Annotated in this window: 14 protein-coding genes; all 14 read left to right on the top strand. The window is 41.3% G+C overall.

Annotation, left to right across the window (positions count from 1 at the left end):
* The first annotated feature begins 7 nt into the window (after window positions 1–7).
* The 14 genes from AKG37_RS12825 to AKG37_RS12760 all read left to right on the top strand — a co-directional run bounded on the left by AKG37_RS12825 (window position 8) and on the right by AKG37_RS12760 (window position 16,227).
* On the top strand, window positions 8–733 hold the full coding sequence (locus AKG37_RS12825) for a DUF881 domain-containing protein (RefSeq protein ID WP_060699155.1): 726 nt from the start codon (window positions 8–10) through the stop codon (window positions 731–733).
* A complete protein-coding gene (locus AKG37_RS12820) occupies window positions 733–1,101 on the top strand; it encodes a small basic family protein (protein WP_003210988.1) in 369 nt (122 codons plus the stop codon). The genes AKG37_RS12825 and AKG37_RS12820 overlap by 1 nt, the downstream gene beginning before the upstream one ends.
* A 159-nt stretch (window positions 1,102–1,260) precedes the next feature.
* Window positions 1,261–2,583, top strand: coding sequence for a cell division protein FtsA (gene ftsA, locus AKG37_RS12815; RefSeq protein ID WP_060699154.1), 1,323 nt, complete (start codon window positions 1,261–1,263; stop codon window positions 2,581–2,583).
* Window positions 2,584–2,616: 33 nt separating this feature from the next.
* On the top strand, window positions 2,617–3,762 hold the full coding sequence (gene ftsZ, locus AKG37_RS12810; protein WP_024424252.1) for a cell division protein FtsZ: 1,146 nt from the start codon (window positions 2,617–2,619) through the stop codon (window positions 3,760–3,762).
* A gap of 302 nt (window positions 3,763–4,064) precedes the next feature.
* A complete protein-coding gene (locus AKG37_RS12805; RefSeq protein WP_060699153.1) occupies window positions 4,065–8,381 on the top strand; it encodes a S8 family peptidase in 4,317 nt (1,438 codons plus the stop codon).
* A gap of 238 nt (window positions 8,382–8,619) precedes the next feature.
* Window positions 8,620–9,549, top strand: coding sequence for a sigma-E processing peptidase SpoIIGA (gene spoIIGA, locus AKG37_RS12800; RefSeq protein WP_060699152.1), 930 nt, complete (start codon window positions 8,620–8,622; stop codon window positions 9,547–9,549).
* A 58-nt stretch (window positions 9,550–9,607) separates the two neighbouring features.
* Window positions 9,608–10,327 carry an RNA polymerase sporulation sigma factor SigE gene (sigE, locus tag AKG37_RS12795; protein ID WP_060699151.1) on the top strand — a complete coding sequence of 240 codons (720 nt, stop codon included), beginning with the start codon at window positions 9,608–9,610 and terminating at the stop codon, window positions 10,325–10,327.
* 143 nt (window positions 10,328–10,470) lie between these two features.
* Window positions 10,471–11,250, top strand: coding sequence for an RNA polymerase sporulation sigma factor SigG (gene sigG / locus AKG37_RS12790; RefSeq protein WP_034317964.1), 780 nt, complete (start codon window positions 10,471–10,473; stop codon window positions 11,248–11,250).
* A gap of 150 nt (window positions 11,251–11,400) precedes the next feature.
* The gene (locus AKG37_RS12785; RefSeq protein WP_060699150.1) at window positions 11,401–12,339 is read left to right on the top strand and encodes a sugar-binding transcriptional regulator; all 939 of its coding nucleotides are present in this window, start codon (window positions 11,401–11,403) and stop codon (window positions 12,337–12,339) included.
* A gap of 243 nt (window positions 12,340–12,582) precedes the next feature.
* Complete coding sequence (locus tag AKG37_RS12780) at window positions 12,583–13,827, top strand: NAD(P)H-dependent oxidoreductase (RefSeq protein WP_060699149.1); 1,245 nt, start codon at window positions 12,583–12,585, stop codon at window positions 13,825–13,827.
* A 12-nt stretch (window positions 13,828–13,839) separates the two neighbouring features.
* Window positions 13,840–14,271: a transcriptional regulator GutM gene (locus tag AKG37_RS12775; RefSeq protein WP_060699148.1), complete on the top strand. Its 432-nt coding sequence runs from the start codon at window positions 13,840–13,842 to the stop codon at window positions 14,269–14,271.
* Between the two features lie 18 nt (window positions 14,272–14,289).
* Window positions 14,290–14,820, top strand: a complete 531-nt coding sequence (srlA, locus tag AKG37_RS12770; protein ID WP_060699147.1) for a PTS glucitol/sorbitol transporter subunit IIC — start codon at window positions 14,290–14,292, stop codon at window positions 14,818–14,820.
* A 13-nt stretch (window positions 14,821–14,833) separates the two neighbouring features.
* Window positions 14,834–15,844 (top strand): PTS glucitol/sorbitol transporter subunit IIB, encoded by a 1,011-nt coding sequence (srlE, locus tag AKG37_RS12765; protein WP_060699146.1) that lies wholly within the window; start codon window positions 14,834–14,836, stop codon window positions 15,842–15,844.
* 26 nt (window positions 15,845–15,870) lie between these two features.
* On the top strand, window positions 15,871–16,227 hold the full coding sequence (locus AKG37_RS12760) for a PTS glucitol/sorbitol transporter subunit IIA (protein WP_060699145.1): 357 nt from the start codon (window positions 15,871–15,873) through the stop codon (window positions 16,225–16,227).
* Window positions 16,228–16,328: the final 101 nt, after the last annotated feature.

Raw genomic sequence — 16,328 nt, 5'->3', positions numbered from 1 at the left:
AGTGGTGTTGAGGAAAAAGAAGCCTTTACTTAGTTTGACAGCCTTAATGGTGATATTCGGCATCATGGTCTCCATCCAATTTAACTCGTTACAAAAGCCCAAAGTCCGTGATACTCGCGATGTGTGGGAGCTAAGAGAGGATTTATCAGCCTCTAAAAGTAAAGAATTGGATTTACTAAAAGAAATTGATAAATATGATGAAATGCTGAAAAAGTATGGTCATCAAGGAGATCAATCGAAAGAAGCACAACTAACAAAAACGTTAAAAGATTTAAAAGAAAAGGCTGGTTTTACAGAAGTGACAGGAGAGGGAATTGAAGTTGACATCTCTCAGCTCTTCTCTGAGGATCTGACCGGAGAAGAAGTGAAAAATATTCCGCCTGACCTTCTAAAAAAATTAATCAACGAAGCCAATATGTATGGGGCAAAACATATTTCCATAAATGACCACCGTGTGATTAATACAAGTGTGATCCGAGATATTAATGGTACGACGAAAATGGATGGCTACAGCATAGATGGTGATGAAGTAACCATCAAGATGATCAGTGACCAGGCGGACAAATTATACAGCCGTTTAAATGTATCAGATATTGGCGATTTGTTTGCTCAGGAAAATTTCAGCTTAAGTATTAGCCAGCCAAAGCAAAAAATTCACTTAAAAGCATATGATGGTGCAATTCAGATAAATGAACTGAAGCCTCTTGATGATGTAAAGGAGGGAAAATCTTAATGTGGCTTCCTGTACTCGGCTTAATCATAGGGGTTGCGATCGGTTTCTTAACAAACTTTACGATACCGAATGAGTATTCTAATTATCTTTCCCTCGCTGTACTTGCTGCGCTTGATACATTAATTGGCGGAATCAGGGCACATCTGCAAGGGGCATACGATGAACTAGTGTTTGTATCAGGCTTCTTCTTTAATATTATACTAGCAATAAGTTTAGCTTTTCTGGGCGTCCATCTTGGTGTAGACTTGTACTTAGTCGGAATGTTTGCATTCGGCGTTAGATTGTTTCAAAATATAGCAGTTATTCGAAGAATTCTACTAACAAAATGGACAATTTCTAGAGAAAAAAAGAAAAAAAGTGAGTCATAAAAAAGGATATACATATGATGTAACGAATATTTTCAGTAATCCTAATAAAAAATGTTGATTTTTTATGTTTTGTTACACACTTGTAAAAACACATGCATTGTATTGTTGTTCAGCAAATAATAGAATAGAAAGTATTGATATGTGAGGAGGTGCCATAGAATGAACAACAATGAAATTTACGTCAGCCTTGACATCGGTACATCCAATATAAAAGTCATCGTCGGAGAAATGGCGGATGATTCGCTTAACATTATAGGTGTTGGAAATGTCCCTTCAGAAGGGTTAAAAAAAGGATCGATTGTTGATATAGATGAGACAGTTCATTCTATTAGACAAGCATTTGAACAGGCTGAGAGAATGGTAGGTTTTCCTTTACAAAAGGCGATTGTCGGAATTAACGGAAACCACATTCATATACAGAATACGAGCGGCGTGGTCGCAGTATCTAGTGAAAACAAAGAAATACATGCTGAAGATGTGAGACGTGTCTTAGATGCTGCACAAGTAGTATCTATTCCTCAAGAACATCTCGTCGTAGACGTGATTCCGAGACAATTTATCGTCGACGGAAGAGATGAGATCACCGATCCGAAAAAAATGCTTGGTGTTCGGCTAGAGGTGGATGGATCGTTAATTACAGGTTCTAAAACGATTCTACATAACTGGCTCCGATGTGTAGAAAGAGCTGGAATTGAAATTATGGATATATGCTTGCAGCCACTTGCATCAGGCTCAGCAGCATTATCGAAAGATGAAAAAAATCTAGGGGTAGCTCTTGTCGATATTGGCGGCGGATCTACAACGATTTCCGTATTTGAAAACGGGCATCTTTATTCTACTCACAGTATCCCTTTGGGCGGAGAGAACATTACAAAAGATTTGTCTATAGGACTTAGAACTTCCACTGAAGAAGCTGAACGAATCAAAAAACAATTTGGGCATGCTTTTTATGATGAGGCATCGTCTGAGGAAACATTTGAAGTTTCTGTGATCGGTACCGATCAAAAACAGACGTATACGCAGCTTGAAGCGGCTAATATCATCGAAGCGCGGCTGGAAGAAATCTTGCTCTTTGTGGCAGAGGAATTAAGAAATATGGGTGTCCATGATTTGCCTGGCGGATTTGTTCTAACAGGTGGACAGGCAGCCATACCAGGCATCCTTTCTCTTGCACAAACGGTCTTGCAAAACAATGTAAGAATTGCAAGTCCAAATTATATTGGGGTGAGAGAGCCTCAATATATGACAGGAGTGGGTCTGATCCACTTTGCTTATCGCAATGCAAAGATTCAGGGTAGACAGGTTGGATTCCAAATGCCGGATGAGGCGTTTCATGAAGTGGGCGCATCCATGGAGCCGGTGTCTTCTGCACCACAAGTGAAAGAAGCGCAGCCAAGACCGAAAGTAAAACAAAAAGCACAACAAGAGACAAATAAAAAACCGGGCAAAATGAAAAAACTATTTAATATGTTCTGGGAATAGAATTAGATTTTCGACGGATTAGGAGGATTCAGCATGTTGGAGTTTGAAACAAATATAGACGGCCTAGCATCAATTAAAGTAATCGGAGTAGGTGGAGGCGGAAATAACGCTGTCAACCGAATGATCGAAAATGACGTACAAGGTGTCGATTTCATTGCAGTCAATACAGATGCACAAGCGTTAAATCTATCAAAAGCAGAAACAAAAATGCAAATCGGTGCTAAGCTGACAAGAGGGCTTGGAGCAGGTGCGAATCCTGAAGTCGGTAAAAAAGCTGCTGAAGAAAGCAAAGAACAGATTGAAGAAGTATTAAAAGGCGCAGACATGGTCTTTGTTACTGCTGGTATGGGCGGTGGAACTGGTACGGGTGCTGCACCTGTCATTGCAAAAATCGCAAAGGATTCTGGTGCATTGACAGTTGGAGTTGTGACTCGTCCTTTCACATTTGAAGGAAGAAAGCGTCAGCTTCAAGCTGTTGAAGGAATTGCTTCTATGAAAGAAGCAGTTGACACATTAATCGTGATTCCAAACGATCGCTTGCTTGAAATTGTTGATAAAAACACACCAATGCTTGAAGCATTCCGTGCAGCAGATAACGTGCTAAGACAAGGTGTTCAAGGGATCTCTGATCTTATTGCAACACCAGGTTTGATTAACCTTGACTTTGCTGACGTGAAAACTATCATGTCCAATAAAGGATCTGCTCTTATGGGTATTGGTGTCGCAACAGGTGAAAACCGTGCCGCTGAAGCAGCGAAAAAAGCCATTTCTTCACCACTTCTTGAAACGGCAATCGACGGTGCACAAGGTGTCATCATGAATATTACCGGTGGAACGAACCTAAGTCTTTATGAGGTACAAGAAGCAGCGGATATTGTTGCTTCTGCATCTGACGAAGATGTAAACATGATTTTCGGGTCTGTCATTAATGATAACTTGAAGGATGAAATTGTGGTCACTGTGATTGCAACTGGATTTATTGAGCAAGAGCCAGAGGTGACAAAACCACAAAGAAATCCATTAGGACAAGGATTAAAGCAAAACCAATCCATTCCTCAAAAGCGTGAAGTGAAACGTGAGGAGCATCAGCAGCCATCATCTCAGCCGAGACAAAATACACAATCAAGCGATGATACGCTGGATATTCCAACATTCTTGCGCAACCGCAATAAACGCTAATTGAGTATAGCTCATCCCCTTCCAATGGAAGGGGATTTTTTCATGCCTAAAAGAGAACGGGACTTGCACTTTTCTGATCAAAAAGTCTTGAGGGTGCTTGAATCATTTCATTTTTCATATGTATTTTGACTTATGGTGATTAAGGAAAAAGAATCATTTTTGATTCCTATTACAAAAAACGACAAAATGATGAACTTGATTTGACTACATTAAATAGAACACCATGAATCTTGTCATGAACAAAAGAAATGAGAGGAGTGAGACCTGCACTCTGTTTGGCCAATTGAGGAGGAGGGATTTGATTGAAAGTGAAATTTCGCAAAACCGCCGGCTATCGTTTGATGAGTCTTTTGGTGATTGGTACTTTAACAATGACAAACTTTGGGATGGTTCAAGCAAAATCGACTTCTACCTCATATCAGGAGGAAGCAGTTTCCTCCAAGAAAACAAAAGCAAAGATCTCATCTAGATTAATGAAACAGTTTCAGCAAAATGACAAGGTGACTTTTTTAGTCAAAATGAAGGAACAAACAAATACGCAAAAAGTGGCGAAGGATGCTGTTTCCAAAGCCAAAAAACAGAAATTAACAGCGGCTAAAACGCAGTACACAAAAAGGTCAGCTGTCGTATCAGAACTAAGAGCCACGTCTGAAGAGACACAGGGAGCGCTGCTTGCGTATTTGCAAAAGGAGCAAAAGAAAAAGCAAGTGAAGGATATTCATTCGTACTATATTGTGAATGGTCTTGCTGTGACGGGAACGAAAGAAGTCATGGAAAAGGTGGCTTCCTTTCCAGAAGTAGATCAAGTGCTGCCAAATGAAATTCGTCAAATCCATCGTCCTGTAGATTTGAAGATTTCAAAGCCGAATAAACAAATCAAAGCAGCAGATGGAGTCGAGTGGAACATTTCTCAGGTTCATGCCCCAGAAGCGTGGGCTTTAGGTTATGACGGTACTGGTACTGTTGTGGCAAGCATTGATACAGGTGTGGAATGGGAGCATCCTGCATTAAAAGAAAAATACCGCGGATTTGATCCAGCACGTCCGAATGAACCCTCTCATGAATTCAATTGGTACGATGCAACGACAGGATCTGAAACGCCATACGATGATTTAGAGCATGGTACACATGTGACGGGAACGATGGTTGGCTCTGAGCCAGATGGAGAGAATCAAATCGGAGTCGCACCAGGAGCAAAATGGATCGCGGTGAAAGCTTTCTCAGATGATGGTGGGACAGATGCTGATTTGCTTGATGCAGGTGAATGGATTTTAGCGCCAAAAGATGAAAGCGGAAACCCTCATCCAGAAAAGGCGCCAGACGTGGTCAATAATTCTTGGGGCGGTGGGCCTGGTCTTGATGATTGGTATAAAGATGTGGTCAATGCTTGGAGAGCAGCGGACATCTTCCCAGAGTTTTCAGCTGGCAACACCGATTTATTTAACCCTGGTGGTGAGGGATCAATTGCAAATCCTGCAAACTATCAAGAAGTTTTTGCGACGGGTGCAACGGATCAAAACAATAAATTGGGGTCTTTCTCTTTGCAAGGTCCATCTCCATATGGCGTGATGAAACCAGATATTGCGGCCCCAGGGGTAAACATTCGTTCTTCTATTCCTGGGAAAGGGTACGAGGATGGCTGGAATGGGACATCGATGGCAGGTCCGCATGTTTCAGCTGTTGTGGCTCTTCTACGCCAAGTACAGTCAGATCTTTCTGTTGAAGAGATCGAACAAATTCTCATTGATACAGCAAAGCCGTTGACAGATCAGCAATTCCCGGAATCCCCTAACAATGGCTATGGGGCAGGTTTAGTTGATGCCAGAGAGGCAATCATGGCATTAACAGATGGTATTGGCAAGGTTGAAGGACAGGTCACAAAAGAAGGAGAAGATTCTGAACCACCGGTTTTTTCTCATAAAGGACCGAATGAAATCTTTGCCTCTACACCAACACCTTTGACCATCACAGCAGAAGATGAAGTAGCTGTGACACATGTATCCTTGACTTACCGAGTAGATCAAGGGGAATGGGAGACGCTGCAAGCAAAACGTACGGATGGACATCATTTAAAAGGGACCTATGTTGTCCAGCTTCCTGAACTTGAGGGTGAAAACGTCACATACAGATGGATTGTGAAAGATTTTGGAGAAAATGAAGCCCCATCAGAACCGTATACGATTCCGATTAAAACATCCATCACGACTGGCTACTCGCAAGATTTTGAAGCATGGCCAAGTGGATGGTTCAGTGGTGGAACAAAAGATCCTTGGCAGTGGGGAAAACCGTCGACAGGTCCGAAGCAAGCCTTTACTGGAGAGCATGTCTACGCCACAAACCTAGACAGTTCTTATGAAAATCAAACAGATGCTCATTTATCCATGCCGATGATTGCTGTACCTGAGTCAGGCTCGTCCTTTTTACAATATCAATACTGGCATGACCTTGAAGCAAATTATGACTATGTGTATATCCATGTGCAGCCTGAGGGGGAAGAGGCTGTCCAAGTGGCAGCTTACACAGGCAAAACAAATGGATGGACAGCTGGCGAAGTTGATTTATCTGCATACAAAGGTCAAAACGTAAGGGTTATTTTTCAGCTCAGAACGGATGGCAGTGTGACAAAAGATGGTTTTTATTTAGATGATGTGAACATAACAGATCAAGCTCTGCCTCAAAAAGCAAAGAAACAACTTGGCGTTATCAAAAAAGAAAAGTCTCTACAGCAGCATAAGAAATCCGTCGATCCGAAAAGTGCAAAGCCTGCTAAAATAAAAGAAAAGCATGTCCGGATGAAAAAGGAAAAAAGCTTAGATGCTCCGTCTATTAAAGCTCTTCCAATGAAGGCAGAAATCAGTGTGCTTGAAAGCGGCAAATCTACGTACACAGATGAAGCGACAGGGAGATATCAGCTTTCTCATGGTGCGGGAGAATTTACATTAAAAGCTGAAGCATACGGCTTTGAATCACGCACCCAAAAGGTCAATATTTCCTCAAATAACGCGGCAGAGGCGAATTTCTCTTTGCAGCCACTTGAGAAACGAACGATTTCTGGCACCATTGTAAGCGAAACAACGGGTGAAAAAGTAAAGGGTGCCACCGTTTATCTTGTAGAGGATGCGAAAATTGAGCCGGTGAAAACAGATGAATCCGGTGAGTTTTCTCTAGAGGCATTGAGTGGTGTGTATACAGTCAAAGTTTTTGCGAAAGGGTTTAAAGGATATTCTTTCACAGCAGATGTGAGAGAAAAACCGCTTGAAAAAGCCATTCAATTAGAGCCTTTCATCGGTTTTGCCGGCGAAATTGGCTATGATGACGGAACAGCTGAAAATGCACGTGCTTTCTATGATCCTGGCAATGGATGGGCTGTGAAATTTTCATTAGAAAAGGGGAAGAAACAAGCGCAAGTGACAGGGGGGCTTTTCCGTTTTTGGACATCAGAGTGGCCAGCTCCCGGCGGAAATGAATTTGCGGTTGAAGTGTACGATGCTTCTGGGAAGGATGGAGCTCCAGGTGAGAAAATTGCCGGGCCTCTAAAAGCGAATGCGCTGCGTAATGGTGAATGGACAAAAGTCGATTTAGAGGATCAAGCCATTACGGTAGATGGTCATTTCTATCTTGTCTACATTCAAACGAAAAAAAATACTGAATCTCCTGGACTTGCAACAGATGAAGATGGGCCGAATGCTGAAAGAAGCTGGCAGCTGACAAGCGGTGCCTTTTCTCCTTCTCCAAAAGAAGAGGGCAATTATATGATTCGTGCGCTTGTTGACTATGAAGCAGATGTGCCAGAGATTATATCTCCAAAGGCAGGAACGATAACGAATAAAAATGAACTGGAGATTGAAGGAAATGCCTCTCCTGGACTTGATGTAGCGCTCTATCAAAACGATGAAGAGGTTGCCAAAGTAAAGGCTGACCAGTCAGGTGCTTTTAAAGAGAAGCTCACAGTTTCAAGTGGAGAGCATGTATTCACGGCAGCGACTGTTACAGAGAAAGGCTCAACAAAACGATCCGAACCAGTAAAAGTCATCATTGATCAAACAGCCCCATCACTGACGATTGATACACCGAAAAAAGGGGAAAAGTTTAATAAAGAATCGCTCACTGTAGAAGGAAAAGTAACGGATGATCACCTTGATCAAGTCACCGTGAATGGGAAAAAAGCCACCATAAAAGATGGGACATATTCTGCAAGAATACTGCTTGAGAACGGAAAAAATACGATCAATGTAACAGCGAAAGATGCAGCTGGAAACAAAACGACTAAAAAAGTGACGATCGATGTTCAATACGAGGCACCTGAAATTACTCAGCTGACTCCAGAAGAGAATGTCAATCTATCATCAGGAGAATCCGTTAAAATTTCATTTAACAGCAGGGAAAAGCTAGACGCAACATTTGTCATTCATATGCCGCTCACAAATGCGAGATCAAAGTTGCAAAATACAACAGAGCTGCCGCTTCGTGAGGTTGCCAAGGGAATGTATGAAGGCTACTGGACAGCTACTTCTACCGCCAAAGCAAAAGGTGCGGTCATAGAAGTGATTGTGCGGGATGATTATGGAAATGTCACAAGACAAAAGGCTTCAGGTACATTAAATATTAATGAAAAATAATCCTTAAACAAAAGACACGACTCCTTTGAGCGTGTCTTTTTCTTTTTGAAAGCTTGTCCGGGAGAACGTTCACTTGCTTCCCGTCTCATTCCTCGACAAAAACAATAACAATCCACCAAAAGTTCTCTATCATCCCCAACAAGAATTGACAGACTTCCATCTCATGACTGTTTTATACTGGTACAAACAAGTGCAAGTACTGCTTTTGATTCTTTGTTTCAGATGAAAGGAGCAGAAGGTGGTCATATATTTAGATGTGATTTGGCTGTTAAACTTTTGTTTTGATCTATTGCTTCTCTTACTCACGGCATTTATTCTCAAACGACAAGTAAAAAAAAGGCGATATATGTTAGGAGCTCTCATTGGATCGAGCATTGTTCTCTTGCTCTTTACACCATTTGCAATGTTTGTGTCACACCCTTTAGGCAAACTACTTTTTTCTGTCTTAATCGTGCTTGCGACCTTTGGTTTTCAAAGATTTCGTTCCTTTTTTCAAAACCTGTTTGCTTTTTACTTTGTAACATTTTTGATGGGAGGAGGCATGATCGGGGTTCATTCCTTTTTACAAACCAATACAGTCATTCAAGATGGGCTGCTGATTTCACAAAATGATGGCTTTGGTGATCCGATTAGCTGGCTTTTCGTTTTAACCGGCTTTCCTGCGATTTGGCTGTTTTCAAAGAAAAGATTAGGAGAGGTTGGTGCGAAAAAAAGACAGTATGATGAACAAGTGCTTGTAGAGATACACATTCACGGGGAGACCATCCGCTTAAAGGGACTCGTCGATTCTGGCAATCAGCTGTATGATCCTATGACGAAAACACCTGTTATGATCGTTCAGGCTGATCAGCTCATGTCCATTTGCGGAGAGCCGTTTATAGAACTCATAAAGCAGTCTCATCCTGTTGAAGTGATGCAAAAGCTCGATGATCGATTTCCGCTTCTTGATCGTTTAAGACTTGTTCCATATCGAGCAGTCGGTCATGATCATGGGTTTCTGCTGTGCTTAAAACCAGATACGGTCGTCATTTATACAAAAACGCATATGATCCAGCCGGCGAAGTGTTTTGTAGGCATGAGTCTGAGCGGTTTATCAGCAGATCAGGAATTTCAATCCATCGTTCATCCAGATATGTTAGACGGAAAAATCATCGAAGGGGTGTCTTAAGTTTTGGTGATGTCTTTTATCTTACGAGGTCAACTTGACATTTAGAAGGGAGAAGAAGATGAAAAAATTAAAATTTAAATTCACTTACTACTGGTATAAACTCCTCATGAAGCTAGGTCTAAAGAGTGATGAGATTTATTATATTGGTGGAAGTGAGGCGCTGCCGCCTCCATTATCAAAGGATGAAGAGCAGGAACTGCTTGTCAAATTACCAAAAGGTGATCAAACTGCAAGGGCCATTCTGATCGAAAGAAACTTGCGGTTAGTCGTCTATATCGCAAGAAAATTTGAAAACACAGGGATTAATATTGAGGATTTAATTAGTATTGGAACCATTGGCCTCATCAAGGCAGTGAATACCTTTAACCCAGAAAAAAAGATCAAACTTGCAACATATGCTTCCAGGTGTATTGAAAATGAGATTTTGATGTATTTGCGCCGAAATAATAAAATCCGTTCTGAAGTGTCATTTGATGAGCCGCTCAACATTGATTGGGACGGAAATGAACTGCTTTTATCAGACGTACTTGGGACAGATGATGATATTATCACGCGGGATATTGAAGCAAATGTAGATAAAAAATTGCTGAAAAAAGCATTGGAGCAATTGAATGATCGTGAAAAGCAGATCATGGAGCTCAGGTTCGGTTTGGTCGGCGGTGAGGAAAAAACCCAAAAAGATGTTGCTGACATGCTTGGGATTTCTCAGTCGTATATTTCAAGGCTTGAAAAAAGAATTATTAAACGATTACAAAAAGAATTTAACAAAATGGTCTAAAAAAATTTTTTTGAAAGCTCTGTCCCTTTGCTGTCAAAGGAATCAACTTCTTTTCTCATGATTCTCGTCATCCATCGTGCATATTTTTCCATTCCAAGGAGATACTGAACTTTGTATAACAGCTCCTGTAGGGAGGGAAAAAAGTGTCCAGAAATAAAGTGGAAATCTGCGGAGTCGACACCTCCAAACTGCCTGTTCTGAAAAACGAAGAGATGAGAAAATTGTTCAGACAGCTGCAAGATGAGGGTGACGATACAGCAAGAGAAAAGCTAGTCAATGGCAATTTGCGGTTGGTTTTAAGTGTGATTCAGCGTTTTAACAACAGAGGCGAGTATGTGGATGATCTCTTCCAAGTAGGCTGTATCGGATTAATGAAATCAATTGATAATTTTGATTTAAGCCACAATGTCAGATTTTCAACTTATGCGGTCCCTATGATCATAGGAGAAATCCGTCGATACTTGCGTGATAACAATCCGATTCGGGTGTCTCGCTCACTAAGAGATATTGCCTATAAGGCGCTTCAGGTCCGTGAGAGGCTGATTAGTGAGACAAGCAAGGAGCCAACGGCAGAAGACATTGCCAAAGTGCTGGAAGTGCCTCATGAGGAAATTGTCTTTGCCCTAGATGCGATTCAAGATCCTGTATCTTTGTTTGAACCGATCTATAATGACGGAGGAGATCCGATTTATGTGATGGATCAAATTAGTGACGAGCGGAACAAAGATACACAATGGGTAGAAGAATTGGCCTTAAAAGAGGGAATGCGCCGATTGAATGATCGGGAAAAAATGATTCTTCGCAAACGCTTCTTCCAAGGCAAAACACAGATGGAAGTCGCTGAAGAGATCGGGATTTCTCAAGCACAAGTCTCAAGACTTGAAAAAGCAGCCATTAAACAAATGAATAAAAACATCTTTTAAAGCCGCCGCTTATGTGCGGCTTTTTTCATTCTTGTGAGAGAGCACGTCTCTAGTATTGACTCTGTTATTTTTTTCATATAATCTGTTTTTAACAAATGTTATTTTAGATATCATTTGTTAGGGAACACTTAAGCGGAAAGAAGGGTTATTATGACATTCCATGATGAAAGAAGGCTGCTCATAAAGGTTGCGCATATGTATTATGAAGAAGGTGCCACTCAATCTAAAATAGCAGAAGCGGTTGGGGTGAGCCGTTCGCTCATATCGAAATATTTGGCAAAAGCACGTGAAGCAGGAATCGTGGAAATCATTATTCATGATGAAATGAATCAACAATATGGATCATTAGAAAGAAAAATTGAGCGGAAATATGGGCTGCGAGAAGTCGTCTGTGTGGAAACGCTCAGCCAAGAAACAACGAAAAGCCGAATCGGCGCTGCGGCGGCAGGCTTTTTGTTAAAAGTGATAAAGGATGGACAAGTTATCGGTTTTTCCTCAGGAACCACTTTGCATGAAATGGCAAAAGCGCTTACGTCTGTTCAGCATTATCCATCCGTGACATTTGTTCCACTTGTTGGGGGTGTGGGAAATGAAGATGTTGATATCCATGCCAACTATATTATTGGAAGATGCACAGAGGCACTCAAATCTAAATGTGAATTTTTACATGTGCCTGTCATGCTAGATACGAAAGAAGCGAAGGATGTACTAATCCGGCAGCCGTCAATCAAAAAGGTCATTGAACTAGGAGAATCATCAAATATTGCGGTTGTGGGAATTGGAGGGGTTCCGCAGCATTCAACGATGGTGAAATCTTATATGACAAGCGGTGAAGAGGATATTCTTCAAGCGAAGGATGTAGCGGGTGACATTTGTTACAACTTTATTGATCATCAAGGGGAAGTGTATCCTCACCCATGGAACGATCGGGTGATGGGCATAAGCCCGCAAAAGCTGAAAGAAATCCCGCTTGTCATTGGTGTCGCTGGAGGAGAAGAAAAAACGGAAGCAATCCGAGCGGCATTAGAAGGTGGACTAATTCATGTATTAATCACGGATGAACGAACTGGAGATGCTTTATTAACGTAACTACCTAATATGATTAGGTAGTTTTTTTGAGTCTTTAGACTCAAAAAAATTGAAAATTTTATCGATTTTATCTTGACACAAAGTTGACACATCATATAAACTAAATTCATAACAAATGATAAACAAAATAACAAATGTTACAATAAACAGTTTTTTGTTAATTTTTATAACATTTGTTAAAAGTTTCAGATTATTTTTCTAGCAATCTATTGGGAAGCAAGAAAACCTGAAAGGATGATTTAGATGTCAATCTATCAACAGTTGTTAGCTCGAGATCGCAGTGGAGATCCAATTAAAGTAGGGATTATTGGAGCAGGCCAAATGGGCTTTGGACTCATTTCACAAATTTCTAAAATTCCAGGCATGATTGTAGCAGGTGTTTGTGACATTCACCTTAGTGCAGCAGAGAAGGCAGCGAATTTTTACAAGCAGCATGCGCAGCCGCATCAAATGGTTGTCACAAATGATTACAGAGAAGTGATCCAATCAGATTTCGTCGAAGTTGTCGTAGATGCAACAGGTGTTCCAGAGGTCGGAGCAAACATTTCTTTGGAAGCGCTTAATTCGAAAAAACACCTTGTTCTGCTAAATGTAGAAGTTGATATTACGATCGGTTTGGTCATGCATAAATTATTCACAAATGCAGGACTTGTTTACTCAGGATCAGCTGGAGATGAACCGGCTGCAACACTAGAATTATATGAATTTGCGAAAACAATGGGACTTGAGGTGCTCGTTGCTGGGAAAGGTAAGAACAACCCATTCTTCCCAGAAGCAAATCCAGATACGTGTAAAGCAGAAGCAGATAGTAAACATATGAGCGCTCATATGCTCGCTGCCTTCCAAGATGGAACAAAAACAATGGCAGAAATGAACTTATTAAGTAACGCAACAGGGCTTTTGCCAGATAAAGTCGGTATGCACGGAGTCGAAGCGAATTTAGAGAATGTAGCAGATAAATTGAATCAAAAACAACAAGGCGGCGTACTCGATAACTTCGGAGTTGTTGAATATGTAAATGGCCTTGCACCAGGCGTATTTGTTATCGTCAAGAGTGATTTAGAGCCAGTGGATGAAGAGCTTCGTTACTTAAAAGTTGGAAAAGGCCCTCACTACACGCTTTACCGTCCTTTCCACTTAGCAAGTCTTGAAACACCAGTCACCATCGCAAAAGCGGTCTTACAGCATGATTCATCCATCCATCCAATCGGTGTACCAGTGTCAGAAACAGTAGCTGTTGCGAAAAGAGATATTAAAGCAGGGGAATCACTTGACGGAATTGGTGGATACTCCGTAAGAGGTGTACTTGAAACGCACCAAGACATGAAAACGAATGGGCACATTCCAATTGGCTTAATCAGCGGAAAAGTCGTCGCGAAAAAAGATATCAAACTAGGACAATTCCTAACACATGATGATGTAGAGCTTGATTCAAACACAACGGTGTGGAAGCTGCGTTCATTACAAGATCACTTATTCCAATCTTAAGGACGTGAGGCTATGGAAAAATTAGCAATCGTACTTTGTATCATTCTCGTTGTGCAGTATGGCTTATCTTTTATTCAAATCAAATACTACCGTAAAAGCATGGATTCACTCATTGATGACTATAAAGGAAAGCAAGGCTATCACTTGTTTTCTGGAATGGAGCGGCGCAAATTTGGTCCTGGGGCCATTGCGCTCATCATTGTGGATGAATCGTATATCATTCAAAAATGTCATGTACTTGGCGGCGTTTCGATCTTATCTAAATTTAAGGAACTGCCTTCATATGAAGGAAAGCACGTAGGGACGGTGCTGGACGAACACCATATGATGAAGCAAGCATTGAAAAAGCGCAAAAGGGGATCAGCTGTGATGCAGGCACTTTCCATGGCAGCTGAGCAGGCGCTTGTCTCGATTTCGAAAAAAAATATAACAAATGTGAACTAAAGAAAGGGGAGATGAAACATGGAATGGATTCAATGGTTTGGAGAGCACTTTATCGGAATGTTTGAAGCCGGCGGAAAGCAATTCATGGGTCTTGTTACAGGTATCGTTCCAACGCTTGTTGTATTACTTACTTTCACTTATGCTGTCATGAAGTTTATTGGAGAAGAGCGAGTGAATAGAGCCATTCAGTTTGCAGCGAAATATACCATTTTACGCTACACGTTAATGCCGATCTTATCCGTTCTTATTTTGACAAACCCAATGGCTTATACGTTTGGCCGCTTCTTACCTGAAAAACAAAAACCAGCATTCTATGATTCAGCTGTTTCATTTGTTCATCCGGTCACATCACTGTTCCCTTATGCCAACGCAGGAGAACTATTTGTCTACTTAGGAATTGCGAACGGAATTAAAGAGGCTGGATATTCAATGTCAGAGCTTGCTGTTCGTTACTTCTTGGTCGGGATCGTCGTTATTTTACTACGCGGAGTCATTACAGAATGGATTACAAAATATTTAGCAGGAAAAATGAAAGCGAATTCACAATAGGGGAGGGTTAGACATGACAAACCACAAAGTATTTGTTGCAAAAGGTGCTGGCGGATGGGGAGAAGGCTTAGAGCTTGAGCCAACCGGTAAAAAAAGAAAGGTTGTTTCCATTACAGGGGGAGGCATTCACCCGGTTGCACGTAAAATTGCAGAAATGACAGGGACGGAAGCATGTGACGGCTTTAAAAACTCCATACCAGAAGATGAAATGATGTGTGTTGTCATTGACTGCGGAGGAACTGCACGGATCGGACTTTATCCAATGAAGCGCATTCCAACTGTAGACGTTTTGGCATCCTCTCCTTCTGGACCGCTTGCAAAACATATTACAGAGGATATCTTCGTATCAGGCGTTACAGAAAAAGATATTTCCTTTGCGGAAGCATCTGATGGTGAGGCAAAAGCAGAAGGTCAGGAAAACAGTGAGTCGATTGACAAAGAGAATTTTAAAGAGACGTATGCAAAGCTGAAAGAGGAAAATATCGAGCGGCAGGAAAAAGGCAATTTCCTGATGAGATTCTCACGAGGAATCGGGAAAGTCACCGGTACGTTCTACCAGGCTGGCCGTGATTCTGTTGATATGCTTTTGAAAAACATTATTCCATTTATGGCTTTTGTCAGTATGTTAATTGGAATTATCAATTATACAAAAATCGGTGACTTGATTGCTCATTTTCTATCACCTTTGGCAGGATCTCTATGGGGGCTCTTACTGCTCGTTGTGGTCTGTACATTACCGTTTCTATCACCTGTCTTAGGACCTGGTGCAGTCATTGCCCAAGTCATCGGTGTTCTCATTGGTAGTCAAATCGCACTAGGAAACATTCCGCCTCAATTTGCACTTCCTGCACTATTTGCCATCAACGGTCAAGTAGGGTGTGATTTTATTCCAGTGGGTCTCTCACTTGGTGAAGCGAAGCCGGAAACGGTACAATATGGGGTACCAGCTGTTTTGTATAGCCGTCTTATTACAGGGGTTCTATCTGTAGTGATCGCATACGTTGCCAGCTTCGGTATGTATTAAGCGTATTAAAGGAGGAATCGAGATACATGGTAACACAATCTGTTGTAAAAGAAATCGGGATCTTAGTCCCGCAATTTAAAGAAGATAAGCTGGTTGTTTTATTTGGACCCGCAGCGCCGCAGGAATTAAGAGATATGTCCGTCATCCATGAGTTCGAACATGTAGAAGAAGAGCCGCTGAAATTAGGCGGAACCATTCAAGTGGGCGACCAAACGTATACCATTACTGCTCTCGGCAACAAAGCAAATGACAATTTTAAAGAGCTTGGCCATATTTCGATTTACTTCCAAGAGCCGTTTGATGATGTATTACCAGGAGCTGTCTTTGCATCCCCGCACACGTTTCCTGATATAAAAGAAGGCGTACGAATTGAAATTTCGTAACCATGTAAAAAAGCTGTTCCTAAAATAGGGGCAGCTTTTTTTATGTGAGGTTTACCAGAAAGAGCATTTGCGATATGCTGTAAACATTCATTATTTGTATA

Origin of the sequence: Bacillus australimaris, assembly GCF_001307105.1 — a bacterium.
Taxonomy (GTDB): domain Bacteria; phylum Bacillota; class Bacilli; order Bacillales; family Bacillaceae; genus Bacillus; species Bacillus australimaris.
Note: the sequence above shows the minus strand (reverse complement) of the source record. Positions and strands in the feature narration are given on the sequence as shown.